General features: G+C 64.7%; 25 protein-coding genes. 12 read left to right on the forward strand and 13 right to left on the reverse strand.

The genetic code is table 11. The features are described from left to right. Positions 1–11: 11 nt before the first annotated feature. Together ACN0S5_RS16245 and ACN0S5_RS16250 are read right to left on the reverse strand one after the other, a co-directional pair. Positions 12–1,631 (reverse strand): GMC family oxidoreductase, encoded by a 1,620-nt coding sequence (locus tag ACN0S5_RS16245; RefSeq protein WP_417209785.1) that lies wholly within the window; start codon positions 1,629–1,631, stop codon positions 12–14. 128 nt (positions 1,632–1,759) lie between these two features. Beyond that, a complete protein-coding gene (locus tag ACN0S5_RS16250) occupies positions 1,760–2,692 on the reverse strand; it encodes a LysR family transcriptional regulator (RefSeq protein WP_417209786.1) in 933 nt (310 codons plus the stop codon). 147 nt (positions 2,693–2,839) lie between these two features. Between ACN0S5_RS16250 and ACN0S5_RS16255 the strand changes: the two genes are divergently transcribed. The 3 genes from ACN0S5_RS16255 to ACN0S5_RS16265 are packed head-to-tail and all read left to right on the forward strand — an operon-like array spanning position 2,840 to position 6,725. Next, positions 2,840–4,036 carry a CaiB/BaiF CoA transferase family protein gene (locus ACN0S5_RS16255; protein WP_417209787.1) on the forward strand — a complete coding sequence of 399 codons (1,197 nt, stop codon included), beginning with the start codon at positions 2,840–2,842 and terminating at the stop codon, positions 4,034–4,036. A gap of 17 nt (positions 4,037–4,053) precedes the next feature. Further along, the gene (locus ACN0S5_RS16260) at positions 4,054–5,277 is read left to right on the forward strand and encodes a serine hydrolase domain-containing protein (protein ID WP_417209788.1); all 1,224 of its coding nucleotides are present in this window, start codon (positions 4,054–4,056) and stop codon (positions 5,275–5,277) included. Between the two features lie 17 nt (positions 5,278–5,294). Next, on the forward strand, positions 5,295–6,725 hold the full coding sequence (locus tag ACN0S5_RS16265) for an MmgE/PrpD family protein (protein ID WP_417209789.1): 1,431 nt from the start codon (positions 5,295–5,297) through the stop codon (positions 6,723–6,725). 53 nt (positions 6,726–6,778) lie between these two features. Here the strand turns inward: ACN0S5_RS16265 and ACN0S5_RS16270 are convergent, their stop codons facing one another. From ACN0S5_RS16270 to ACN0S5_RS16280, 3 genes are read right to left on the reverse strand one after another with little or no spacing between them, the layout of a single operon-like run. After that, the gene (locus tag ACN0S5_RS16270; protein ID WP_417209790.1) at positions 6,779–7,177 is read right to left on the reverse strand and encodes a MaoC/PaaZ C-terminal domain-containing protein; all 399 of its coding nucleotides are present in this window, start codon (positions 7,175–7,177) and stop codon (positions 6,779–6,781) included. Continuing rightward, positions 7,174–7,635: a MaoC family dehydratase N-terminal domain-containing protein gene (locus ACN0S5_RS16275; RefSeq protein WP_417209791.1), complete on the reverse strand. Its 462-nt coding sequence runs from the start codon at positions 7,633–7,635 to the stop codon at positions 7,174–7,176. The genes ACN0S5_RS16270 and ACN0S5_RS16275 overlap by 4 nt, the downstream gene beginning before the upstream one ends. Beyond that, positions 7,632–9,995, reverse strand: coding sequence for a xanthine dehydrogenase family protein molybdopterin-binding subunit (locus tag ACN0S5_RS16280; protein ID WP_417209792.1), 2,364 nt, complete (start codon positions 9,993–9,995; stop codon positions 7,632–7,634). Before ACN0S5_RS16280 ends, ACN0S5_RS16275 begins: the two co-directional genes overlap by 4 nt. A 260-nt stretch (positions 9,996–10,255) precedes the next feature. Between ACN0S5_RS16280 and ACN0S5_RS16285 the strand changes: the two genes are divergently transcribed. The 7 genes from ACN0S5_RS16285 to ACN0S5_RS16315 all read left to right on the forward strand — a co-directional run bounded on the left by ACN0S5_RS16285 (position 10,256) and on the right by ACN0S5_RS16315 (position 16,839). Continuing rightward, entirely contained in the window at positions 10,256–11,398 is a 1,143-nt protein-coding gene (locus tag ACN0S5_RS16285) for a hypothetical protein (RefSeq protein ID WP_417209793.1), read from the forward strand. Positions 11,399–11,453: 55 nt separating this feature from the next. Beyond that, the gene (locus ACN0S5_RS16290; RefSeq protein ID WP_417209794.1) at positions 11,454–12,212 is read left to right on the forward strand and encodes an SDR family NAD(P)-dependent oxidoreductase; all 759 of its coding nucleotides are present in this window, start codon (positions 11,454–11,456) and stop codon (positions 12,210–12,212) included. Positions 12,213–12,230: 18 nt separating this feature from the next. Next, positions 12,231–13,214, forward strand: coding sequence for an amidohydrolase family protein (locus tag ACN0S5_RS16295; RefSeq protein ID WP_417209795.1), 984 nt, complete (start codon positions 12,231–12,233; stop codon positions 13,212–13,214). Positions 13,215–13,225: 11 nt separating this feature from the next. After that, entirely contained in the window at positions 13,226–14,209 is a 984-nt protein-coding gene (locus ACN0S5_RS16300) for an NAD(P)-dependent oxidoreductase (protein WP_417209796.1), read from the forward strand. Positions 14,210–14,374: 165 nt separating this feature from the next. Further along, positions 14,375–15,523 carry an aldo/keto reductase gene (locus ACN0S5_RS16305; protein ID WP_417209797.1) on the forward strand — a complete coding sequence of 383 codons (1,149 nt, stop codon included), beginning with the start codon at positions 14,375–14,377 and terminating at the stop codon, positions 15,521–15,523. Between the two features lie 123 nt (positions 15,524–15,646). Next, the gene (locus tag ACN0S5_RS16310) at positions 15,647–16,102 is read left to right on the forward strand and encodes a cytochrome P460 family protein (protein ID WP_417209798.1); all 456 of its coding nucleotides are present in this window, start codon (positions 15,647–15,649) and stop codon (positions 16,100–16,102) included. After that, positions 16,099–16,839 carry a DUF4405 domain-containing protein gene (locus ACN0S5_RS16315; protein ID WP_417209799.1) on the forward strand — a complete coding sequence of 247 codons (741 nt, stop codon included), beginning with the start codon at positions 16,099–16,101 and terminating at the stop codon, positions 16,837–16,839. The genes ACN0S5_RS16310 and ACN0S5_RS16315 overlap by 4 nt, the downstream gene beginning before the upstream one ends. A 14-nt stretch (positions 16,840–16,853) precedes the next feature. Here ACN0S5_RS16315 and ACN0S5_RS16320 read toward each other — a convergent pair whose 3' ends face one another. From ACN0S5_RS16320 to ACN0S5_RS16345, 6 genes are all read right to left on the reverse strand, one after another. Then, entirely contained in the window at positions 16,854–18,356 is a 1,503-nt protein-coding gene (locus ACN0S5_RS16320) for a tripartite tricarboxylate transporter permease (protein ID WP_417209800.1), read from the reverse strand. Positions 18,357–18,360: 4 nt separating this feature from the next. Further along, on the reverse strand, positions 18,361–18,813 hold the full coding sequence (locus ACN0S5_RS16325; protein WP_417209801.1) for a tripartite tricarboxylate transporter TctB family protein: 453 nt from the start codon (positions 18,811–18,813) through the stop codon (positions 18,361–18,363). A gap of 111 nt (positions 18,814–18,924) precedes the next feature. After that, a complete protein-coding gene (locus ACN0S5_RS16330; protein WP_417209802.1) occupies positions 18,925–19,884 on the reverse strand; it encodes a Bug family tripartite tricarboxylate transporter substrate binding protein in 960 nt (319 codons plus the stop codon). A 165-nt stretch (positions 19,885–20,049) separates the two neighbouring features. Next, positions 20,050–20,397: a hypothetical protein gene (locus ACN0S5_RS16335; RefSeq protein ID WP_417209803.1), complete on the reverse strand. Its 348-nt coding sequence runs from the start codon at positions 20,395–20,397 to the stop codon at positions 20,050–20,052. A gap of 301 nt (positions 20,398–20,698) precedes the next feature. Continuing rightward, positions 20,699–21,331: an FMN-binding negative transcriptional regulator gene (locus tag ACN0S5_RS16340; protein ID WP_417209804.1), complete on the reverse strand. Its 633-nt coding sequence runs from the start codon at positions 21,329–21,331 to the stop codon at positions 20,699–20,701. A gap of 14 nt (positions 21,332–21,345) precedes the next feature. Then, complete coding sequence (locus ACN0S5_RS16345) at positions 21,346–22,053, reverse strand: B3/4 domain-containing protein (protein WP_417209805.1); 708 nt, start codon at positions 22,051–22,053, stop codon at positions 21,346–21,348. Between the two features lie 299 nt (positions 22,054–22,352). Here ACN0S5_RS16345 and ACN0S5_RS16350 point away from each other — a divergent pair, with 299 nt between their 5' ends. Both ACN0S5_RS16350 and ACN0S5_RS16355 read left to right on the forward strand, forming a co-directional pair. After that, positions 22,353–22,955, forward strand: a complete 603-nt coding sequence (locus tag ACN0S5_RS16350; RefSeq protein WP_417209806.1) for a helix-turn-helix domain-containing protein — start codon at positions 22,353–22,355, stop codon at positions 22,953–22,955. 64 nt (positions 22,956–23,019) lie between these two features. Then, positions 23,020–23,664, forward strand: a complete 645-nt coding sequence (locus tag ACN0S5_RS16355; RefSeq protein ID WP_417209807.1) for an FMN-binding negative transcriptional regulator — start codon at positions 23,020–23,022, stop codon at positions 23,662–23,664. A 39-nt stretch (positions 23,665–23,703) separates the two neighbouring features. Here ACN0S5_RS16355 and ACN0S5_RS16360 read toward each other — a convergent pair whose 3' ends face one another. Continuing rightward, positions 23,704–24,798, reverse strand: coding sequence for a CaiB/BaiF CoA transferase family protein (locus tag ACN0S5_RS16360; protein ID WP_417209808.1), 1,095 nt, complete (start codon positions 24,796–24,798; stop codon positions 23,704–23,706). Beyond that, positions 24,795–25,321 (reverse strand): CoA transferase (locus ACN0S5_RS16365; protein WP_417209809.1); only part of this gene is annotated, 527 nt, incomplete at its 5' end. The genes ACN0S5_RS16360 and ACN0S5_RS16365, both read right to left, overlap by 4 nt.

Genomic DNA, 25,321 nt, shown 5'->3' on the forward strand with positions numbered 1-25,321 from the left:
TTTGTGGCGGCTCACGCCACATCGGCCAGTGCGGTTCGGTCCAGCAGCATATCGGCGCATTTCTCGCCGACCATCATGGCCGAGGCGCAGGTGTTGCCCGACGGCATGGTGGGCATGATCGAGCAATCCGCGACATAGAGACCGTCAAGACCGTGCACCTTGAGCCGCGCATCCACGACCGCCGTCGGGTCGCTGGCGGGGCCCATCTTGGCGGTGCCGATCAGGTGATAGCCGCTGTTGGCGCTGCGGCGCGCGAAATCCAGCCATTCGTCGTCGGTCTGGACCTGCGGACCGGGCAAGGTCTCTTCTTGCAGGATGCGCGCCATGGGCCCCGATGTCAGCACCGCGCGGGCGAACTTCAGCGCCTTGATGACCACGGCGCGGTCATATTCGTTGTCGATGTAGTTCGGTTGCAGGATCGGCGGATCGCGATCATCGGCAGAGCGGATGCGCACATATCCCCGGCTTTCGGGTCGCAGTTGCTTGGTGCCCAGCGTCACGCCGGGATAGGCGTCCAGCTTGCCGATCAGACCGGCCTGATAGCTGGCCGGGGCAAAGGACATGGCGAAATCCGGATCGCTCATCGACGGGTCCGACATCCAGTAGCAATAGGCCTGCATCGGTGGAATCGCGAGGATGGTGGGCCGGTTCATCGCCCAGGCCATGATCTCGCGCCCCAGTTTCAGACCGCGGACCCGCCCGTTGATCGAGTCGACCCCGGTCTTGGCACGCCCGACCAGCCGGGGCGAGAAGTGATCGCGGAAGTTCTCGCCGACGCCGGGCAACGCGTGATGCACGTCGATGCCATGGTCGCGCAGGACCTCGCCGGGACCGATGCCGGACAATTGCAAAAGCTTGGCGGTGTTGGCCGTGCCCGCCGAGACGATCACCGCCTCGCTGGCAAAGACCTCGGCAAAGCCGTCGCCCTTGCGATGCCGCACGCCGACGGCCTTCTTGCCTTCCAGCAGGATCCGCGTAACCGGAGCGTCCGTGCGCACCGCCACCCCGAACCGCTTGCGGGCCGGGTGCAGAAAGCTGTGTGCCGCGCTCCAGCGTTTGCCGCGATGAATGAAGTTCTGGTAATAGCCGGTTCCGGCCTGCGTCGCGCCGTTCATGTCGCCGTTGCGCGGAACGCCCATCGCCTCGGCCCCCTCGATGAACGCGTCGCAGGCGTCGTTCTTCCAGGCGCATTCCTCGACCGGGAGGCGTCCGTCGCGGCCTCGGAATGTGTCCTCGCCGATGCCGATGGCGCGTTCGGTGCGCTTGAAATAGGGCAGGACGTCGCGATAGCTCCAGCCCGGATTGCCGCTTTGCGCCCAGCTGTCGAAACCCACGGCCTGACCGCGGTTGTACATCATCCCGTTGACCGCGCTGGACCCGCCCAGCGTCCGGCCCTGGGCCACGTGGATCTTGCGGCCGTGCACAGCCTCGGTGGGTTCGTGGTGGTACTGGAAGGTGACTTTTTCGTCGAACAGGGTCTTCATGAAACCGGCGGGCAGGCGGATATAGGGATTGCGGTCCGGCGGCCCGGCTTCGAGGACACAGACGCTCTTGCCCGCCTCGCCCAGCCGGAAGGCCAGAACCGACGCGGCAGATCCGCCCCCCACGATGACGTAATCGAACCTGCTCATCCCGTCCTCTCCTGTCCTTGCGGCTGGTGCCGGTATCCGGCCATGACGCGCCCGACCCAAGGTGCCGCGCGACATCCGCTCCAATCGGTAGCGCACCGGAGACGGAATTTCAAATGATTTTGATGATTTTACGCTTTGGGCGATATTGGCACGCCGGATGACAGCCGTTTTAGAATTGCCGACATGCGGTTGGCGACCTCGCGGGCGGCCCGGCTCAGCGGGCGTTGGGTGGTGGTCGCCAGTTGCAGATATCGCTGGATGGTCGGGTCGATAATGACGCCGGTTCGGCTGCTGTCGGGCGGGAACTCTTCGGCGATGGTTTCGGGTGCCTTGACAAGGTAGCAGCCGCAATGATCGCAAAGCTCCTTCTGCACCACCAGAGAGCTTGTCTCGATCGTGACATCCAGCGCCATTGCCTTGCGCCGGGCGACATCCTCAAAGATCGCGCGCAGCCCGTTGGGCTGGGCGGGCAGGGCCAGCGGATAACCCGCCAGGTCGGAGAAGGGGATACGGGGTGGCAGCGGTGGCGCGCCCGGCGGCGCCACCAGCACGAGATTCGAGGCAAACAGGACCGCGCTTTCCCCGTTTTGGCCGTCCGGACCAAGTTCGCGGAAATGGCTGGTGACGCCGACGTCGACGGCCCCGGCAGAACGCCACCGTTCGATCTGGTCGCTAAAGCCCTCGCGGATGCGCAAACGGATGCCGGGTGCATCCCGCCGCAGAAGATTGACCAGTTCCGGCACGAGAATCGGGGCGAGGGACGGCGACACGCCCAGCGAAACCGTGCCGGTGGGAACGCCGCTATGGGCGCGCAGATCGTCACCAAGCTGATCTGCCTCGTTCAGCAGCGCCTGCGCGCGGGCCAGGGCGACCTCACCGAACTCAGACAGGGTCACGCCGCGCCCGGTCCGATAGAACAACTGAGCGCCCCAGGTCCGCTCCAGATCTTTGACGATCCGGCTGACTGTCGGCTGCGCGACCCCGACGGCGACGGCGGCCTGGGTAAAGCTGTGGAGCTCGCAGATCCGGACGAAGATCCGCAAATGGTACAGGTCGATCATGGGTGTAACTCATCCGTTGAGTGGATGTCTCTTATCCAAGCAATGTATTGGACGGATGGCAAGCCATGCCCGTAAAACGGCACGACCCGCCTGCACGGCCAGAACACGCCGTGTGGCCTATGGCGGACCCGAGGAGGAGAGCAGCCCATGTCCCGAAAGCCAGGCCCCCTGACCGGCATCCGCATTCTTGATGCGGCGACGTTCCTTGCGGCACCCTATGCCGCCTCGCAGCTGTCGGAATACGGCGCCGAGGTGATCAAGGTCGAACAGCCCTCAGGGGACTGGATGCGCAACATACCCCCGAAGCGCGGCGAGGTGTCGATGTGGTGGAAGGTGATCGCCCGCAACCGGCAAAGCGTCGGTCTGGACCTGAACGCCGAAGAAGGGCGCGAGGTGTTCCGCAAGCTGGTGGCGGAAAGCGACATCGTCATCATGAACTACCGGCCCAAGGCGCTGAAGAAATGGGGGCTGGATTTCGAAGATCTGGTGAAGGTCAAAAAGGATATCATTTTCTACCACCTGACGGCCTTTGGTGCAGGCCCCTACCATCAGCGTGCCGGGTTCGCCCGTGTGGCAGAGGCCTATGCCGGGTTGACCAACCGCACCGGGTTCAAGGACGGACCTCCGGTGCAATCGGGCTATGCCATGCTGGGGGACGGCATCGCGGGCATCTACGGTGCCTTCGCGCTGATGCTGGCGCTGCGCCAACGCGACCTGACCGGCGATCCGCAACATATCGACCTTGGCATCTACGAGCCGATCCTGTCGATGATGGAAGACATGATCGTCAATTATGACGTGACCGGCAGCCGGATGGAACGGATGGGCAATTCCAGCCCCCGCTGGGCGCCGCACGGGCTGTTTCCCACCAAGGACGGGCTGCACGCGGTGATTGCCTGTTCGACGGAAAAGCTGTGGCAGCAGTTGCGTGCGCTGATCGGCGATCCGGATCTTGCCAAATACGACAACCAGTCGGCCCTGCGGGTCGAGGAGCGCCCAGATCTGGAAGGTAAGGTCGCGGACTGGACACGCAGTTACACTTTGCCGGAACTCGTCGAAATTTGCGGCAAGGCCGACCTGGCCATCGGGCCGATCTTCTCAGCCGAAGAGATCCTGAAGGACCCGCACATTCAGGCGCGCGGGTCGATCATCTCGCTTCCCGACGAACAGACCGGCACAACGGTGCGCATGGCCTCGCCTTCGGGGCGGTTCTCGGGGTTCGAGGGCACGGTTCGTACTCTGGGGCCGCTCGTGGGCGAACACACCGACGAGATCCTGAGCAACCTTGGCCACCTGACGCCGGACGAGATCGCGGCGCTCCGGTCCAGGGGTGTCATCAACTAGGCGGAGAGGCAGAGCACATGGCCGAGATACACGGAACATGGGACCCGCGTTTCGACCGCGTGGCCGAGTTGTTGCAGACCAACTTCGCCTCCGGCGGCGAGGTCGGCGCGAGCCTCTATGTCAGCATCGACGGCGAAGCGGTGATCGACCTCTGGGGCGGCTGGAAGGACGAGGACCATTCCTCCCCCTGGGAGGAAGATACGATCGTCAACGTGTTCTCGGGTTCCAAAACCGTGACCAGTCTGGCGGTGCTGATCCTGGCGGACCGGGGCATGATCGACCTGGATGCGCCGGTGGCCGACTACTGGCCCGAGTTCGCGCAGAACGGCAAGCAGAAGGCCACTGTCCGGCATCTGATTTCCCACAGCGTCGGTCTGCCCGCATGGGAGCCACCGTTCAGCATCGACGAGGCGATGGACATCGGGGCCTCGACCGCGCGGCTGGCGGCGCAGAAACCGTGGTGGGAGCCGGGAACGCGGGCGTCCTACCACGCCAGTTCCTTTGGGCATCTCAACGGTGAACTCGTCCGCCGTGTCACCGGCAGGTCGCTGGGCCAGTTCATCGCGGAGGAGATCGCCGGACCGTTGCAGGCGGATTTCTACCTTGGTCTGACGGACGCGCAGTTTCCCATCGTGGCCACCGTCTATCCCGCCACGGACGAGGGCGGCCCCAAGGTGCCCAAGGCCGCCACCGCACCCGCCGACCCCGACGATGGGCTGGCGGTGGAACGCGAACTCTCGCAGCGCACCCGGCTCGGCTCGTTTTCGGGGCAAAAGCGGGACGCGCTGGCGCTGTTCAACTCGCCACAATGGCGTCGGACACAGTTCGGCGGCAGCACCGGCCACGCCAATGCGCGCGGGCTGGGCCGGATCATGACCGTGATCGCCAATGGCGGCGTGTCGCGGGGTCGGCGGCTGCTGTCGCCCGTGACCATCGCCGAAATTTTCAGGGAACAGTTTGCCGGGATCGATTCCTATTACATGAAACCGATCCACTGGGGCACCGGCTATGCGCTGGCGCCGGTCGCGACGCAGGAAAAGGGCCCCTTGCCCTTCCTGCGGCCGGGCAAGCGGACGGCCTACTGGTACGGAACCGGCGGCGCGCTGTCGATTGCCGATGCTGAGCGCGGCATGGCCGTCAGCTACGTCATGAACCGATGCCAGAGCGGTCGGGCCTCGCTGAACGGGGCCTACTACACCGCAATTTACGATGCGCTGGAGCGTCCCCGCGCAGCGCCATGACCAGAGGATAAGCCAACATGCACAGGGATGTGTCCGAATACACCGCCACCCTGCCGGATTTCGCGCAGGTCTATTCCGCGTTCAGCGAGGCCCTGCGGTTCGAGGACCTTCCCGCCGAGGCCCTCGCCGCTGCCCGGCTGAACGTCGCCGACACTCTGGCCTGCTCCATCGCGGGCGTTCAGACTCCGGGCAGCGCCGAGATGCGCGAGATCGTCGCCGAATGGGGCGGCACCGGGCAGGCGCAGGTGCTGTGGAGCGACATGCGCGTGCCCGCACCGCAGGCCGCATGGCTCAACGGCATCATGGCGCATGCCTGCGACTATGACGACACCCACGACAAGGCGATCCTGCATGCCGGCATCTCTGTTCTGCCCGCCGCCATCGCCGCCGCCGAGATTGCCGGCCGCCCGGTCAGTGGCCGCGAGTTCTACACCGCCGTCGCCGCGGGGCTGGAGCTGATGTGCCGCATTGGCGTGGCCACAAATATCGGGCTGATCCAGGCTGGATACATCTACTCCGCGCTGCTGTCCTATTTCGGCGCGACCGTGGCGGCCGCCAAGGTGCTGGGACTGAACGCGGCGGACACGCAGAACGCGCTTGGCATCGCCTTCACCCAGGCCTCGGGCACGCATCAGGTGACGCGGGACGGCGCTCTGACCAAGCGCATGCAGCCCGGTTTCGGCGCACGCGCGGCGCTGGTTGCCGTGACCATGGCACGCAAGAACATCCGCGGCGCGCAGGGCGTGTTCGAGGGCATCGACGGCCTGAACCGCATCTATCTTCAGGATGAGCTGGACTCGGACATACTGCGGGCCGGGCTGGGCGAGACCTGGCATTACGTCGATCTCAGCTACAAGCCCTATCCTTGCTGCCGGATGAACCACACCGCCATCGACGCGGCGCTGGCCCTGCGCGAGAAACCGGGCTTTGACCTGAACGCGATCACGGCCGTCACCGCCAACATCAACAGCCAGGGCAACCAGGCGGTCGGCACCCCGCTGGACATCCGCCGCGCGCCCGGCAACGTGGTGCAGGCGCAGTTCTCGATCTGCTACACCATCGCCTGCGCGCTGGTGCAGGGCAGGGTGGGGCTGTCGGATTTCACGCCAGAGGCCATCACCCGCCCCGAGATCCTTGCCGTGGCAGCCAAGGTCACGCCGGTCGTGGATGCCGAACTTGAACGCAGCATGGGCCGCAATGTGACGCCCGCGCGGGTCGAGATCGAGATCGGCGACAAGCGGTTGTCGGAACAGGTGCTGGAGGCCAAAGGCAACTTCAAGACCCCGATGACCGAGGCGGAAAACCGGCGCAAGCTGGAAGACTGCCTGACCTTCGGCGGTTTCGACCCCGCCCGCGCCGATGCGTTTCAAAAGGGGGTCGCCGGGTTGCAGGACTCCGCCGATGTGGCGGCCGATATCAGGGCGCTGTCAGAGACCGTCCGCGGCTGAGGCCCTCCGCGGGCTCATGGCGTCACCCGGATCACACCGGGCGACGCGCTGCGTCAGCTTACATCGACGGTCGCCCAAGCCTTGACCACCACCTTGCCGTCCGGCAACGCCGCCTGCAAGTCCAGCCGCGCCATGCCGTCCTCGACCGAAGCGACGCGGCCGGTGCAGACAGGTTGAACATTCACCGGGGTCACGGCGACAAAACGGGCGTCGAAGGCGCGCAGCCGCTCTTGCGGGGCGAAATCCGTCAACATCCGTCCGACAAAAGCCATCATCAGCATCCCGTGGGCGATCACGTCCTCGCGCCCCTTGGCGCGCGCCGCGTCGATGTCCAGATGCGAGGGCTGATGATCGCCCGACGCGCCGGCGAACAGCGCCAGCGTCTTGCGCGAGATCGTGTCCGGGCGCAGCTCCGGCAGGGCGTCTCCGGCCTTGGCGTCGCGATAGGTCATGCGGCCTCCGGATGTTTGAGAACGATGGTAAAGGACACCTCGGCCAGCACCTCGTCGCCCCGCATCACATCGCTTTGCTTGACCACGAATTCCAGCGCGCCGCCCTTTTTCGTATAGACGTCGGTGATACGCCGCCGCAGCACCAGTTCATCCCGCGCATAGGCCATCTTGTGATAGACGAATCCCTGCGCGCCATGGGTGGTCTTGGTCAGATCGCCGCCCAGTTCCGCCAGCCAGCCCAGCGGGTCCGGCAATTCCAGTTCCAGCGCGTTCGACAGGAAGGTCGGCGGCACCGGCAGATCCGGGTGCCCGGCGGCCCGCGCGGCGTCCAGGTCGGTGTAGACCGGATCGCTCAGCCCGATCACGCGGGCGAACATCCGCAGGCGGCCGCGCTCTACCTCGAAAGGCATCGGGGCGATGGGATGGCGCAGGGCCTTTTCCCGGTCGATGTAGCTCATTGGCGCGACGTCTCCTTACGGGCGTCCTGGATGGCACGCCAGACCGTCTCGGGGGTGGCAGGCATGTCGATATGGGTGACGCCGACCGTGGACAGCGCATCGATGACCGCGTTCATGACGCTGCCCAGCGACCCGGCGCAGCCGGACTCTCCGACGCCCTTCGCGCCGATCCCGTTCAAAGCCGTTTGCGTGCTGCGATTGCGGATGTCGAAGAACGGCACATCGTCGGCGCGCGGCATGCAGTAATCCGTGAACGACCCGGACAGAAGCTGGCCTTCGTCGTCATAGATCACCCGCTCCATCAGCGCCTGGCCGATGCCCTGCATGATTCCGCCATGCACCTGGCCCTCCAGCAGCAACGGGTTGACGACCTGACCCACGTCGTTGGTGGCCAGATAGCGGTCGATGCGCGTCTCGCCGGTGGCCTCGTCGATCTCCACTTCGCAGATGTGGCAGCCATTGGGAAAGGTCGGGCCTGCCCCCTCGGCGCCGATAAATTCGGACTCCAGCGATTGCGGCAGCCCGGCCGGCAGGTCGGTCGCCTCGCGCAGGCGTCGCGCAAGGTCGATCAGGCTGATCGCCGTGCCGGTGCTGGTGACCTTAACCTGTCCGTCCTCGAAGGTGATGTCGTTGGCGTTGGTGTCCAGCGCCCAGGGCGCCAGTTGCAGCGCCTTGTCGATCACCATATCGCTCGCCTTCAGCGCGGCGTTCCCCGAGGCGATGACCGAGCGGGAGCCACCAGTGTAGCCGCCGAAATCGGGCATCTCGTCGCTGTCGCCCTGGATCAGATTGATGCGCTCGAAGGGAATGCCCAGCTTCTCACCGATGATCTGCGCAAAGGTACTGGCGTGGCCCTGGCCGAAATCCAGCGTGCCGGTCACAAAACTCACGTCGCCATTGGCCTCGAACCGGATGCGGCCCAGTTCCTTGCCGTTCAGGCTGGTGGCTTCGAGGAAACAGCCGATGCCAAAGCCGCGCAGCTTGCCCGCCTTGCGCGACGCCTCGCGGCGATCGGCGAAGCCGTCGAGATCCGCCGCCTTCAGGGTCTCATCCATCAGCGCGGTGAAATCGCCGCTGTCATAGCGCTGCCCGGTGAGTGAGGTATAGGGCAGTTCCTCGGGACGGATCTGGTTGATGCGGCGCAGCGCGACGCGGTCGATACCGGTAACGCGGGCAGCCTCTTCGACCATGCGCTCCATGATGTAATTGGCCGCCTGCCGTCCGGCACCACGATAGGCGCCGACCGGCGGTGTGTTGGTCACCATGCATTTGACGCCCACACTCAGCGCCGGCAGGCGGTACATGGAATTCAGGTTGCCCATCACGTTCTTGGCCGGAGAACTGAGGCCGTTGGGGTTGAGATACCCCCCGAGATTGGCAAATCCCTCGATCCGCATCGCCAGCATCCGCCCTTCCGCATCCAGCGCAAGGGCGCAATCGTAGCGGTTGGCGCGGCCGTGGTAATCGGTCAGGAAACTGGACGTGCGCTCTTCGAGCCATTTCACGGGACGGTTCAGGGCGCGGGCCGCGAAGAGCGCGCAAATCTGTTCGGGAAAGGTGACGATCCGCATCCCGAAAGAGCCGCCAACGCTGCCGGTGATCACCGACACCTGATCGGGTGAAACGCCAAGGCAGCGCGCGGCCTCGTTGTGGAACGGAAACACACCCTGCGTCTGGGTCGAGATGGTGAAATGGTCGCGTGCGCCGTCATATTCGGCCAGACAGGCGCGCAGTTCCATCGGGTTGATGATGATGCGCGGGTCTTCCAACCGCAAGCGCGCCACCTTGGCAGCCTCGGAAAAACCCGCGTCGACCGCCTCGGCATCGCCGTCGAAATACTCGACCACCCTGTTGCCGGGCACCTCGTCGAAAAGTTGCGGCGCGTCCGGGTCGGCCGCCGCCTCGGCGTCGGTCACGACCGCCAGGTCGTCGATCTCCAGCATCACCAGTTCGGCGGCATCGCGGGCCTGTGCGGCGGTCTGCGCAGCGATACAGACCACCGGATCACCGACGTAACGCACCTTGTCCACGGCCAAGGGGTGACGCGGCGGCTGGCGCATGTCCGACCCGTCGCGGCTGGTCGGCGCGGACATGCTGTCAGGCATCGTCAGCCCCTGATCCTTGAGGTCTGCGCCGGTCCAGACCCCCAGCACCCCCTCTGCATCGCGGGCGTCCGAGACATCGATCGAGTCGATCCGGCCGTGTGCGACCGGGCTGTAGACAAAGGCCAGGTACACTTGCCCGTCGACGTTGAAGTCGTCGGAATACCGGCCTTCACCGCGCAGCAGGGTCGGGTCTTCCTTGCGGGGGGCCGATTGACCGATGCCGAATCTTTGCCGGTCAAAATGATCTTTCGCCATGTCGTCACTATCCCTTCTGCGCCCTGCGGCCCCTGTCGGCCCAAAGGGGCGCGGCAGCGCGGAGGACAAGCCTCTGGACCCCGCAAGGGGGCCGCGGTGCGCATGATGCGCAACTCGCCAACCACCGTCAAATCATATAAATCGTTTGCACGAAACGATGCGTTATGTCTACATGGCATTATCGTGTCTTCTCAATCGGCAACAGACCGGCGGCGCGATTTCGGAGGGCTGTGGGCGATCCACCACCCAGGGAGGAAACAATGACCCTTTCAATCAAAAATGCGCTGGCTGCCGCCGCGCTGTCGGGGGCCGTTCTGGCCGGGGGCGCTCAGGCGGAACAGCTTCGCCTGTCTCTCGGGCTGCCGGAGACCCATGCGTTCTACACGCCGATGCAGAAATTCGGAGCGGCCCTGTCCGACGCCGGGATCGAGGCACAACTTTACTCGCTTCAGGTATTGAGCGTGGTCGAGGCGACAAGTGGCGTCCGTGACGGCCTTGTCGATGCGGCCATGGTGCTGTTCCCCTACTTCTCCAATGAGTTCTCCGAGGCCAACCTTGCGGCGGAACTGTCGATGCTGGCCACCAGCGGCACGCCCGCCGCAATGCCCGGTGCCGCGATGAACGGCGCGACAATGGAGTACATCTTTCACAAGTGCCCGACCTGCCTGCAACAGTTCAAGAACCAGAACCAGGTCTATGTGTCCGGCACCTCGACCACCGAATACGCGCTGGTCTGCAATAGGCCCGTGGGAAACCTTGCGGACATGGCGGGCAAGCGGTTTCGGGCGGGCGCGGGCAATTACACCCGCATGGCCGAATTCGTCGGCGCGACCGCCGTATCCATGGGCGGCGCCGACGTGTTCGACGCACTGGACAAGGGCGTGGTGGAATGCACCATGCAGCCGGTCGCCTCGATCCTGGATTTCCGCTACATCGAGGTGACGAATTCCGTCCTGACCGGCTTTCCCGGCGGCGTCTTTTCGGGCGTGGGTCTGACCAACTTCAACCGCGACAAATGGCAGGGCCTGACGACCGAACAGCGCGCCGCCGCGCTGAAGGCCGGCGCCAAGGCCGCAGCGGCGGGGTATTTCAACAACGTCGCCATGGATGAAACCTCGGCCTCTGCCGCGCGCGAAGCCGGGATGAACATCTTTGTGGCCGACGCGGAACTTCTGGCCAAGGTGGCCGAGTTCGTCGAGGCCGACATGCCGGTGGTGAAGGACGAGTTGACCGACAAATACGGATTGCAGGACGTCGACGCCAAGATCGAGACCGTGCACGGTCTGATCGAGAAGTGGAAGGGCCTGACCAATGCCCCCGACATGACCGAAGAGGCGCTGGCGCAGCTGTACTGGGACGAGGTCCTGTCGAAGGTCGATCCCGCCACGTACGGGATGGACTGAACCGCGACCCGCCCTGCCAAGGGCCGGGGTCGCATCGGGGAGACTGACGAAAGGAATGATGGTGAGATTGCAGGACAAGGTGGCGCTGGTCACGGGCGGCGGGGCAGGGATCGGACGGGCGACGGTGGAACTGTTCGCCCGCGAGGGTGCCAAGGTGGTCATCGCGGAATGGAACGAGGACGCCGGACGGGCAGCCCTCGACGCGGTTCACGCCGCCGGGGGCGAGGCGCTCTTTGTCCCGACCGACGTGTCGGACGAGGACGCGATGAAGGCGCTGGTCGACAAGACGCTGCAAGCCTACGGAAAGATCGACATCCTGCACAACAATGCCGGTGGTTCGACCACCAATGACGGGCCGATCCACACCGTTTCGAACGATGAATTCTGGCTCAAGATGCACGTCGACGTGTTCGGCACCTGGCTGGGCTGCCGGCTGGTCATCCCACATATGATGGAGGCGGGGGGCGGTTCGATCATCAACATGACCTCCGTGAACGCCATCATCGGCGTAAAGAACCGCAACGCCTATGCGGTGGCCAAGGGGGCGGTCTCTTCGCTGACCCGCGCCCTGGCGGTGCAATACGGGCAATATGGCATCAAGGTGAACGCCATCGCGCCCGGCCGCACCCTGTCCGAGCGGGTGCTGGCGCGGCAGGGCAATCGCGGCCCCGAGGACCTGAAGGACGACAGCCACCTGCTGGGCGTGATCGAACCCGAAGAGATCGCGCGCTCTGTCCTTTATCTGGCCACCGATGACAGCAGCAAGACGACCGGGCACACGCTTGTCGTCGACAGCGGCCTGACCATCCAGTAACTGCGGGATTCCATCGTCATGACACGCATCCTAGAGCCCGACCTCGAAATCATCGATCCGCACCATCATCTCTACCCGATGAGCCACTGGGTCGCCGGAGGCAAGCCGTTCCTGTTGCAGGAATTCGCCGAAGACCTGAACGCCGGTCACAAGATCGTCTCGACCGTCTATATCGAGTGCAGCCAGCTTTATCGGCAGACCGGCCCCGCGCATCTGCGCCCGGCGGGCGAGGCCGAGTTTTCGTCCGTCACCGCGCGGCTGGCAGAGACCGGGCATTTTGGTCCGGCCCGCGTCTGCGAGGGCTTTGTCGGCACCGCCGACCTCATGCGCCCCGATACGCTGGACGAGGTGCTGGACGCGCTCGACCATGCCAGTGACGGGCGCCTGCGCGGCATCCGCTATCCGGCCAACTGGGACCCCGACCCGCAGATCAACCCCAGCTCGCGTCCCTATGCCATCGAAGGCGTCATGCTGGACCAGACGTTCCGCAAGGGCGTGGCGCGGCTGACCGCGCGCGGACTGGTCTACGAGGCGTTCCAGTACTATCCGCAACTGCCCGAGCTTGCCGACCTTGCGGCGGCGCTGCCCGACACGGTGATCGTGTGCAACCACGTCGGCGGGCTGGTGGGCAAGCGCGGCTATGCCACGCCCGACAATTTCGACAACTGGAAGGCGCGGGTGCTGGACCTGGCACAACGCCCCAACGTGCTGATGAAACTGGGCGGGCTGGCCAACGAGCGCACCAATTTCGGCTTCAGCCTGCGCCCCGAGGATATTGGCGAGGACGAGTTGGTCGACACGTGGGGGCCCTACATCCAGACCTGCATCGACGCCTTCGGGCCGGATCGCTGCATGTTCGAATCGAACTTTCCGGTCGACCGATGCGCCACCGATTACGTGACGCTGTGGAATGTCTTCAAGCGGATCGCCGCCGGGTATTCGCCCGACGAAAAGGCCGATCTTTTCGCGGGCACCGCGCGGCGCACTTACCGGCTGCAATGATGGGCGGGACAATGGAAACGGACAAACCCACCGTCGGCTATATCGGGCTGGGCCTCATGGGCGGGCCGATGGCGCTGAACCTGCAAAAGGCAGGCTTTCCGCTGGTGGTCAACGACCTGAACCGCGGGGTGGCCGCGCAGCACCTGTCGAACGGCGCCACCTGGGCCGACACCCCCGCCGAACTGGCTGCCGCCTGCGACGTGGTGTTCACCTGCCTGCCCGCGCTGAAAGTCATCGAAGAGGTGGCGCTTGGCCCGCAGGGGCTGATCCACGGTATCCGCCCCGGCGCGGCCTTTTTCGAGATGTCGACCAATGCAACCGACCTGCTGAACAGGCTGCACGCCGCCTTTCTGGAGAAGGGCGCGCATGTTCTCGATGCCCCGGTCAGCGGCGGTGCCAAGGGCGCGCAGCGCGGACGTATGGGCATCTGGGTCGGCGGTGACCGGGCGTCCTACGACCGGTTCGAGCCGGTGCTGCGGGCGATGGGCGACATGCCCACCCATATCGGCGAGATCGGCGCCGGGCTGATCACCAAGCTTGTCCACAATTGCGCCAGCCAGTCGATGCAGGCCGCCTTGGCCGAAGTCTTTGCCCTCGGCGTCAAGGCGGGGGCCGATCCGCTGTCCTTGTGGCGCGCGATCCGTCAGGGCTCGATCGGACGGCGGCGCACCTTTGACGGGCTGATCGACGAATATCTGCCCGCCAATTACGACGCCCCCAGCGCGATGCTGTCGATCATCGAGAAGGATCTGCAACTGGCCACCCAGCTTGGCCGGGACCTGCGGGTGCCGATGCGATTTGCCAACATGGCGCTGGCCGATGTCTACGAGGCGTTGAACCGCGGCTGGGCCGAGCGTGACGCCCGCGCCGTGATGTTGTTGCCGCAGGAACGCGCCGGCGTTGCGATCAAGGTCGATCGGGAGAGGATTGCAGAGGTTCTTACGGAAGACCCGGCCGCACCCACGGACACAAAAAACGGGACAGGGGCTGGCTAGACGCGGACGGCCTCCACCCGCCAGCAGGCATGGCCCGAGACCGACGGTACGGTCGCGCGGTGATTTATGATCTGAGGCGATAGACCTTTGCGGGATCGGGTCCATAACGCCGCGGTGCCGGGCTGCCTATCTACCGGGTGCACGCCTCAGAAGGAGACCCCGCCCATGTCCGATCCGTCCCGAACCCATGCCATGACCCGCCGCGCCTTGCTGGGCACTGGCGCCGCCTTCGGCGCGCTGGCTGCCGCGCCCGCCGCCTTGGCCAAGGCGCCGCTGGCGGACGCCGCCCGCCGCAAACTTGGCGGCCTCGAAGTGGCCCCGGTCGGACTGGGATGCCAGTGGGTGCGCACCCCCGACCCCGACCGTGTGTCCGATTACTACGGCAGCGTCCTGCCGCGCAGCGAGGCGCGGGAACTGATCCGCGCCGCCGTGGACCGGGGTGTCACGCTGATCGACACCGCCGAGGTCTATGGGCCGCTGGTCTCCGAAGAGATCGTCGGCCACGCCCTGTCGGGTATTCGCGACCGCGTCACCATCGAGACCAAGTTCGGCTTTGACATCGACCCCGAGACCGGCGAGCGGCTGGGCGGCACCAACAGCCGCCCGGACCATGTACGCCGCGCGGTCGAGGGGATGTTGAGGCGGCTTGGAACCGACAGGATCGACATGCTTTACCAGCACAGGGTCGATCCCGAAGTCCCGATCGAGGACGTCGCAGGGGTCATCGGCGCGTTGATGCAAGAGGGCAAGGTCCTGCACTGGGGCCTGTCAGAGCCGGGCATCGACACCATCCGCCGCGCCCATGCGGAGCAGCCGCTGTCGGCGATCCAGAATGAGTATTCGATGATCTGGCGCGGGCCGGAGGAAGCCGTTCTGCCGCTCTGCGAGGAACTGGGCATCGGCCTGGTCTGCTGGAGCCCGCTGGCCATGGGGTACCTGCCGGGCAAGATCACCGCCGGCAGCCATTTTGCCGAAGGTGACTTTCGCGCACTCGTGCCGCGGTTCGCCCCCGAGAACCTGCCGCACAATATGGCGCTGTACCACATTGTCGACCGGTGGGCGCAGGAAAAGGCGGCCACCCCGGCACAGATTGCCCTGGCCTGGCTGCTGTCGCGTGCACCTTTCGTGGTGCCGATCCCCGGAACCACTCGGGTCGATCACTTGGCCGAAAACGCAGGGGCCGCCGAGATCCGCTTTTCCGACGACGAGCTTGCCGCGCTCCAAAGCCAGATTGACGCCATTCCGATTCAGGGGGCGCGCCTGCCCGAGGGCGTTTTGGCCGGCACCGGGGTCGAAGCGCCTCGGCGCGACTGACCCTTCGGCCAGGGCCCGAGCCACACAAAACCCTGACACGGATCGGTCCCGTGCGGCAGCGCCTTGAAAAGGCGCGCCGCCCGCAGCCGGTCCTGTCGCTGCACGCATCAAAAAGGATCCCTGATGAAACTTCCCCGACTGACCCTGCCCGCCTGCCTTGTGGCCATTGTTGCCACGACCGTTCTGGCAGAGCCGAACCGGGTCGGCTTTCCCGCCGATCTGGACTCCCTTGTCCACTACACCACCGTGACCCGAGGCGATGTGACCGAATACATGTACACCTCCGCCGAGGCGCTGTCCGCCATCCAGACCGGACAAGAGCCCCCGGATGGGACGCAGGTTATCCTTCAGGACTGGCGCGAGGGCGAAGTCTACCGTCTGTTCGTGATGGAAAAAGGCGCAGGCTGGGGCGAGGACTATGACGAAGCCGGCCGCACCGGCGACTGGCAGTTCCAGTGGTACTGGCCCGACGGCGCGATCAACACCGACGAAAATACCCAGCGCTGCCGGTCCTGCCACATGTCGCGCGAGGATCGCAGCTACATGTATACCTACAACGACGCGCGCCGCTACGAATGAGCCGGTTCTGGAAAAAACCCGGCCCGCGCCTGATGCTGGCGCTGGTGGCGCTGTTGCTGACGGGCTTTGCGCTGTCCTACTGGTGGCTCGGCAACCTCGTGCACGAGGTTGCCGGTACGGTTGCGATCATCGTATTGTTGCGGCACGTGCTGAACAACAGGGCATGGTGGCGCCAGTTGGGTCGCGGGCGATGGGATCTGCGCCGTGTCCTGTCGGCGGCCCTGACCCTGCTGCTTGCGGTGAATGCGCTGGTTTTGGCGGCAACCAGCCTTGCGGTCTCCGAAACGCTGTTTTCCGCCCTGAACCTGCCGACTTTGTATGTCCTGCGGGAAGTTCACTGGTTTTCCGCTTACTGGATGATCGCGCTGGCCGGATTGCACCTGGGGATGAACGGCCACAGGATCAAAGCCTACCTGTCCCGATTGGGGGCCCTTGACCCCGTATCGCGCCCCGTGCGTTGGGCGGCGATCCTGCTTTGGATCGCGGTGGCGGTGCAGGGCGTGGCCAGCGGCGGTGCGCTGGGTCTCTGGCCGCGACTGTCGTTCCGCTACAGTCTGGCGATGTGGGACTTCAATGCCTCGGTCCTGCCGTACTTCCTTCATCTGGGTGCATTCGTCGGGCTGTTTGCCCTGCTTGGCTGGCTGCTGGCTACATGCGCGTCGTCAGGTGGACCGGGTGCCCCGATGGGGATCACCTTTGGCAGGCCCGGAAACAGGTCGTTGCCTCCGGGGTCGTAGACGCGATAGCGGCCCTACACCCTTGAGAGCGCCCGCCGTTCCCTCAGGTGGGCATAGATGCCATAGGCGATGGCCGCCGCCGTAAAGACCAAACAGGCCAGACTGATGGGCCGGGTAAAGAAGACGTCGAAACTGCCCTGTGACAGCACCAGCGCCCGGCGGAAATGCTCTTCCATGATCGGTCCCAGGACAAAGCCCAGCAGCAGCGGCGCTGGCGGAAAGTCAAGCAGACGCATGATGTAGCCCAAGGCTCCGAACACCAGAACGACCAGCACGTCGAAGGGGTTATTGTGCAGCGAGAAGGCGCCGATGCAGATGAAGGCAAGGATGGCCGGATACAGGTAGTGATAGGGGATCAGAAGGATGCGCACGAACAGCCCGATCAGCGGAATGTTCAGGATCAGAAGCAGGACGTTGCCGATCCAGAAGCTCATGACGAGGCCCCAGAACAGTTCGGGTTGCTGGATGACAAGGCTGGGGCCGGGGCTGATGCCGTGGATGATCAGGACGCCGAGGATGATCGCCATCGACGCGCTGCCGGGAATGCCCAGCGTCATCGTCGGGATAAAGGCGGTCTGATCGGCGGCGTTGTTGCTGCTTTCCGGCGCCGTCAGGCCCTCGATCGCGCCCTTGCCGAAACGCGAGGGATCTTTGGCCAGCTTCTTTTCCAGCGCGTAGGCCATGTAGGCGCCGACGGTCGGCCCGACACCCGGCAGCGCACCCACCACAGAGCCGACGCCCGAACCGCGCAGCATCGCCGGCCAGGCGGCCCGCATTTCCTTGCGCTCTGGCAGCATCGAGGTCAGCTTTATGTCGCTCAGCTTGGCGGGAGAGGCCGTGCGGACGCCCTCGATCACCTGCGCGACACCGAAGATGCCCATGGCCAGCGCCACCAAGCTGATGCCGTCCAGCAGTTCCAGAACGCCGAAGGTGAAACGGTCCGCCCCGCTGGTGACATCTATTCCGACGACGCCAAGCAGCAGACCCAGACCGACCATCCCGAGGCCCTTGAGCGTGGACCCGGCCGACATGGTGGACGCGGCAATCAGGCCGAGCAGCATCAGCGAGAAATACTCGACCGGCCCGAAATCCAGCGCCAACTTTACGATCAGGGGCGAGAACAGCATCATCACGATGATGCCGATGGTCGCGCCGACAAATGACGCGATGGTCGTCATGAACATCGCGACGCTGGCCCGGCCCGCCTGCGCCATGGGGAAACCTTCGATGCAGGTCACAGCGGTCGAGGGTGTTCCCGGCAGGTTCAGCAGGATCGAGGCGGTCGACCCGCCGTAGGTGGTGCCGTACCAGATGCCCGCCAGCATCACGAGCGCGGTGGTCGGGTCCAGATGAAACGTCAGCGGCAAGAGCAGCGACATGGTTGTCAGAGCGCCGATGCCGGGAATGATCCCGGCGACGGTGCCCAGCGACACCCCAATCGCGCAATACAGCAGGTTGCTGGGGGACAGGGCGGTGTTCAGGCCGAGCGTGACGTTTGCAAGAAGGTCGGAAAGCATGAAATCACCAGGGCCAGGAAAGGAGGTCGATCCGGACACCGAAACCCAGAATGAAGATTGCGATGCAGATCACGACGAGGGACAGCGGCAGAACGACAAAGCCGCGCGGCCCAAGTTTGCCGTCCGCCAGACTGGCGATCCATGTCAGCACCACAATGGCCGGGATCAGCCCGAACGGGCGCAGAAGCAGGGCAAAGGCCAGAATCGACAGCAAGACGCAGATCAGAGGCCGGGGATGGATGCGAAGCGACACGTCCCGCGGCCGCGTCAGGGCGGGCACCAGAAGGGCGATGCCGATCACCACGATAAACCCGCCGACCAGTGTGGGAAACATGCCGGCGTCCATCCGCCGGAAACTGCCCAGCTTCAGGGTGCTCACCGAATAGATCAGGGCAAAGCCGCCGATGGCGATCAGCATCAGCCCGCCAAGGATATCCTGGTAGTTCCGATTGTTCATGCAAACGCCCCCCTTGGCTTTTGGTCTGCCGCTGCCGGGCGGCGGTCACACGGATCTCTGTCGAAGCAGGGAGCGGCGCTCAGGCGAACGTCCGCTCCCGGTCTTGTGCGCCTATTCGACGCTCAGCCCCAGACGGCCCGCGATCTCGGTCCATTTCTCAAGTTCGGCATGGACGTGCGAGGTGAATTCTTCCACGGACATCTTGGCGGGCTCGGCACCCAGTTTCTCAAGAAAGGCGGCACCGTCGGCAGAGTTCATGACCTTGTTGATGTCACTATTGATCTTCTGGACGATGTCATCCGGCGTGCCCGCCGGCGCGAAGACGCCCCACCAGACATCCGTTTCGCCCCCCGGAAAACCGGCCTCGCCGATTGTCGGAACATTTGGCAGCACGCTGGCGCGGGTCTTGCTGGACACGGCGACCGGCGTCGCATTGCCCGCTTCGATCTGCGACAGGACCTGCGTTACAGAGCCGGTGTAGATGTCCAGCCGTCCGCCCGCCAGATCCAGCAGGGCATCGGTTCCGCCGCCATAGTGCACGGGTTCCATCTGGATATCCGCGACGTTTGCAAAGTTTTCGGCCGCGAACTGGGTCAGGCTACCGATCCCCGTCGTCCCGTAGAACACGGTCTCTTGCTTGGCGGTGTCGGCCACGGCCTGGAGGCTTGGCAATGGCAGACGGTTGCCCGTCACGATGATCATCTTGCCGATTGCGCCAATTCCCACAGGCTGCAAATCCTCGATCGGATCGAACGGCAGATTTTTCCGGGTCGCTCCGGTCGTGGTCAGGGTGCCGGATACGAACATCAAGGTGTAGCCGTCAGGGTCGGACTGAACGACGTAGTTCGCGCCCACGGCGGCACCTGCTCCGGGCCGGTTCTCGGCCACGACGGTCTGGTCCCATTCCGAAGCCAGCCGCTCGGAAAGATAACGCCCGATTGTGTCGTTGGACCCGCCCGCCGAAAACGGAATGATCATCGTTACGGTCCGGGTCGGGTAGTCCGACTGCGCCGCGGCGATGGCTGGGGCCAGCAGCCCTCCGGCCAGCAGAATGAGCGTCTTGAACTTCATGATATCCTCCCTGTTTTTCCGGCCCCACGATTGTGAAACACAGGCGATGTACGCACCGCGTGCGATGGGCGACCGGGTCGCTCTCGAGGCGCAGCAGCGCGTTCGAGTCGCGTTTCCGCAAGAATTCACGATACGTCTCGACAGGCCAATGTCAATCTAAATGAATTAATTTATATCCATCCGGGGTGTGGCCTCCGTTTGGCTCCATGATCCGCGAAACGATGACAGCAAGAATGTCGAGCGTTGCAGGATCAGAGCGATGCACAACCGGACGTCTTGCAACGGCTTTGTCAGGATATCGAAACCTGGCCGGGTTTTCTGCCGGGCAACGCGCTGCGAGCGGTCAGTCCGTGCGCGCCGTCGGGCGACGAGACCATTCATCAGCGAGTTCATGACGCCGGTGGCGCTGCAAACAATGCTGCGGAACAGGACGGCCACTCGGATCTTGCGTTCAACCGGGAAGGCAAGGTCATACTGCCATAGGTGCGCGAAAATACTCAGGTCAGCTTTCAAATCACCAGTTTCTGCGCGGCCATGCACGCTCTCCGGGCGCTGGCGGAGGGATTGGTCCGGCGGGAAAATCCGGCCTCGGGACCGTCCTGCGTAGGGCGGCCTGCGTCTTGAGCTGACTGGGTGGGCGCTATGCCAGTCGTTCGAATTGACCGTCACGGCTGATCACTTGACGTCGCCCGTCTGGTGGCTCACACGGATCGGCCGATCGTCGTGGCCGAGGCGGTCCATGATATCGTCAGCCATCTTGCCGAGAACATTCTAGGTCCGCATCCCCGCAAGATCGGGGGAATTCCCCCCGATCTCAGTGTCGCGTCCTGCCCAGAAGCTCCTTGGCAAGCTCCTGCGCGGCGGGGGCTCCGGCCTCCAGCCCGCGCAAGGTTCCTCGGAGATCGGCGTCGTTCTCTTCCTCGTTCAGCTTCCAGACACCTTCCAATCGGTCCACGGCGAACTCGAGCCCGACAATGCCCCGCGCCATGCCTGTGATGTAGCTCTCCGGGGCGTCAGAGACCTGCCACGGTTGCTCGCGACCGGCCTCGTGAACATCGACCAAGTCCCCGACCTGCTGTCTCAGCCAGACGTCGTCCTGAACGGCCTTCAGCCGTCCATGGGCATGGATCGAGACATAAAGCCAGGTTGGCACGACCTTGCCGGTTTCCTGCTTGGTCGGATACCACGCCGGCGACATGTAGGCGTGCGGTCCCTGGAAGATGGCGATGCTCGGCGCCTCTCTGGCGGCGCGCCAATGCGGATTGGCGCGGGCCACATGGGCCGCGAGGATCAGGCGGCCCTCTTCGACCTCGCGCATCAGAACCGGCACCTGCGTCGCATGAATGCCTTCGGGCGTTGGTGTGACCAAGGTCGCGACGCCGATCCTGCGCATCATGCCGACAAGGGTGTTGTGGTCGGTCTCAGAGGATTTTGCTGGGCAATACATTGGCGCACCGGGTTTCAGGCTGACAGGTTCGCGGTCATCTGGTCGAGATGGCTCGTGGCGATCTCGACGGTCGGACACAGGCTGGAAATCACATCTTCCAGCCGCGATCCGGCCTCTTGCAAGCGCGTCGGCGTCATGGGCGCGAGCGCCTCGAGAACAAGCCAGAGCGCACGCGACTCCGCGGTGATCATGGTCCGGTGGCCCTGCCGCCAGTTCCAGCGACGGCAGGTCACACCCCTTTCGTCGCACCACGCGATTTCACCCGGATCGGGGTGATCGACAACGGGCGCGCCGTTCTGATTGGTGTCAAAGGGTTCATCGCCCTTGGCGACGATCAGGCGGGGACGGCCCGCGTATCGATCCAGATCTTCGCCGCCGACGGGCACCCCGTAGAGCACGCTGACGGCGTTGTAGGCGTCCACCAGTGGTGAGATCCGGGGCAGGGTGCCGTCTTTGCGGGTACGCTTGAGCAGGGCGGCCGCAGAACACGGTGTGCGGTTCGGCTTGGCTCCGAACCCACGGTAGGCTTCGCCCCATGCGGCGAGATGAGCGTCCCGCAGAGCGTCGTCCTGCCGGGCAGAGGCTTCGGCCTCTGCCAGCAGTTCCGACAGCGCGGTGCTGGTTTCGGTCTGCACCTGCGCGTGGCGCAGGGTGATGCTGAGCAAGTGAAAGTCCGGGCGCTGCACCCAGATATCCGAGGTGATGTGGGGGATGACGTGCATGGGAAAGGTCCGGACGTTTGATAGGTTAAACTGGTTCAAGCCGCTGCCTGTCGGGTGGGCGTCGTGCGTGTTGTCGCACCCGGTCGGGAAACCTCCACCGGTGGTTCGTTCAAAGGTCGTGCCGATAGGCAAAGGCGTCGAGACCGCCCCGGTCTCGGGATCGGTGTTGCGGCTGACGCGATTGGCTTTGGTCTCGATATGCATGCGGTCCTTGGGTGGCTGAAGCCGCCATTTTCGGTTGCCTTGATGGGGCGGTCATTATATTGACCGTAAGGGATCTCCGCAGGGTAGTCAATATAATGACCGATACAATCGCCGTAGAAGATACCGAACGTGAACTGGGCGATGCCCTCGCCAAGCGTATCCGCCTGCTCAGGGGGGGGCGTCAGCTCAGCCTCGATGCGCTGGCGCAACGGGCCGGAATTTCCAAGGGTACGGTTGTGGCACTGGAGCAGGGCAAGGCCAATCCAAGCATCGGCGTGCTGTGTCGTCTTGCGGCGGCCCTGTCGCTGTCTGTCACGGATCTGCTGGCCGACCGAAGCGCAGAAACGTCGGATCTTCCGATTGAACGGACCACGCCGGTAACGCTCTGGTCTTCGCCTGCGGGCAGCAAGGCAGAGTTGACTGCCGCGCTGACCGGGGCGACGATGTTCGAGCTTTGGTCCTGGACCCTCATGCCGGGTGAGACCTACGATGCCGACGCGCACAGTCCTGGCACGCGCGAACTCATTTCCGTCATCAGCGGGCGCCTTGGCGTGACGGTCGGCGATACGTCTGTCACCCTCAATGCTGGCGAAGCGGTCAGGCTGGTGACCGACCGGAGGCACAGCTACACCTGCGCAGGGGACGCCCCGGTCGAATTTTCGATGGCTGTGCTGGAATCCGACAGGAATGTCTATTGAAACGCATGACCTGCGGCCCGACCGCCACGGCCCCACGGCCTCATATCAACCACAGGGAAACAGCATGTATGTTCCGCCGCATTTCGCCGAACCAGACCTGGACGTTCTCCATGATCTGATCGCAAGCAACGCCCTTGGCGTGCTGATCACCCACGGACAGAGTGGGCTCGACGCAAATCACATCCCCTTCGATCTGGACAGAACGGCAGGAGAGAACGGCACCCTTCGATGCCACGTCGCGCGCAGCAATCCGGTCTGGCAGGACATCGCAACCGGGGACGGGGTGCTTGTCGTATTCCGCTCCGCTGATGCCTATGTTTCGCCGAACTGGTACCCAAGCAAACGCGAGCATCACAAGCAGGTGCCGACATGGAACTACCGCGTGGCACATGCCCATGGCCGGATCTCGGTGCGGGACGATGAGGGGTTTGTCAGGCGCAATGTCGCCCGGCTGACGCGCACGCATGAAAGTGGCCAACCGGTTCCGTGGAAGATGGGCGATGCCCCGAAGGACTATATCGACACCATGGTCAAGGCCGTGGTTGGACTGGAGATCGTGATTGATCGCTTGGTTGGCAAGGTCAAGCTGAGCCAGAACAAGGTGCCGAATGACATTCGAAACGCTGGTGAAATCCTTATTGATCAGGGGCACCAGCAAATCGGAGCGGCGATGGTCGAGGCCGCTGCGCACAAGCCGGGTGACGCCTGAGGCGGTGTCACAGTCTGAACCGGTGGGTTCCCCGGCACTTCAATCCAGCGAAAACTCGGCCCGCAAGGCTGCGGCGTGCTGGTTCAGTTCCGGGCCGGACGGGGCAGGGGGCGGGCGCTGGCCGTCCATCCGGATCGGCAAGGCCGGAGGCAGCATCTGGCGCACCATCTCAGTGCCATCACGGCGCATCTCGTCCCATGTCAGCACCCGCGCGCACCAGATCCCCTGCGCGCCCAGGTCGGCCTCCCATGCGGTGGCGGGCTTGTCCGTCAGCCGCTGCGCAATGCGCCTGCACAGGGTCTCGCGGTCCTTGAACGGGTCGCCGCTCAGGTCCAGATCCAACGCCGCGCCCAGCCGGTCCAGCGGTGTCATGGCCAGCGCAAGATGCCCCGACGCACAGGCATAGACGCCGTAAGGCGCGCCTAGGTAGCCGTGGGCGGATCCCTGTTCCATGCGCTCCGGCGGGGTTTCCCCCTTGGACAGCCATGTGCTGAGAAACTCGAACTGCATGTCCATCAGCGCCTCCAGCAGCGAGGTCTGGACATGGCCGCCAAGGCCGGTGCGTTCCCGGCGAAAAAGTGCGGCCAGCAGGCCCTGCGTCAGGCAGGCCCCGGCAGAGATATCGGCGATGGGCAGGCCCACGGGCACCGGGCCGTCACCTGCATTCCCGCTGAGCCACATCAATCCGGTGCGCGCCTGCGCCAGCAGATCCTGACCGGGCAGGACGGCCCAATCGCCGCTTTCGCCGTAACCGGAAATGGAGCCGTAAACGATCTGCGGATTGATCGCGCGGACCTGATCGTAGGACAGGCCAAGCCGGTCGATCACGCCGGGGCGAAAGTTCTGGATCATCACGTCCGCTTGGGCAATCAACCGGCGCGCGGCGGCCAGTCCCTGCGGGGTTTTCAGGTCTAGGACGATGCTTTCCTTGCCCCGGTTGATGGCGTGAAACAGCGTGGAGTCGCCCTTGATCCTTGTGTCGGACACATAGTGTCGGCGGCAGAGATCGCCGCCATCCGGGTTTTCGACCTTGATGACCCGCGCGCCCATGTCCAAGAGGCGCAGCGCGGCGTAGGGGCCAGAGAGGAACTGGCTGAAGTCGATGACCGTGATGCCCGCAAGCGGCGCGGTCATGGCGTCAGGATCGCGGCAGTATCGGCGCCAAGGGCAGGGGCCCCGGCCGGGTTGCGCAGGGTCTGACCGTCGATGCGGATGGGACAGCGCGTGGTGCGGGCACTGGCGCCGCTGGCGGTTCGGATCTCTTGCAGGGGATCGAGCGCGGCAAAGCCCTCGCTTGCGGCGAATTCAGGCCAATCCAGAACCGGGGCGCACCAGACACCCGCCGCGCCGAGGATCTCCAACCAATGCTGCCGGGGGCGGGTTTTCAGAACCTCGCCCACGACTGCCTTGATCTCATCCAGCCGGGTGAAGGCATCAGCCTGCGCAAAGGCGGCAATTTGCGGGGCGTCCAGCAGATCGCCCAGCTTTGCCAGCGGGCACATGGCCAGCGCCATCCAGCCGTCGCCCGTGGGATAGATGCCGTAGGGGGCGGGCTGATAGGGGTTGGCGTTGCCCTGCGCGTGGCGGCGGGGGCGCACGGCCTTTTCGGAGAAGCCGGTCAGCTTGGCGAGGCGGGCATCGGGAGAGGCCATCATCT

It is taken from the genome of Antarctobacter sp., assembly GCF_048262615.1.
Taxonomy (GTDB): Bacteria; Pseudomonadota; Alphaproteobacteria; order Rhodobacterales; family Rhodobacteraceae; genus Antarctobacter.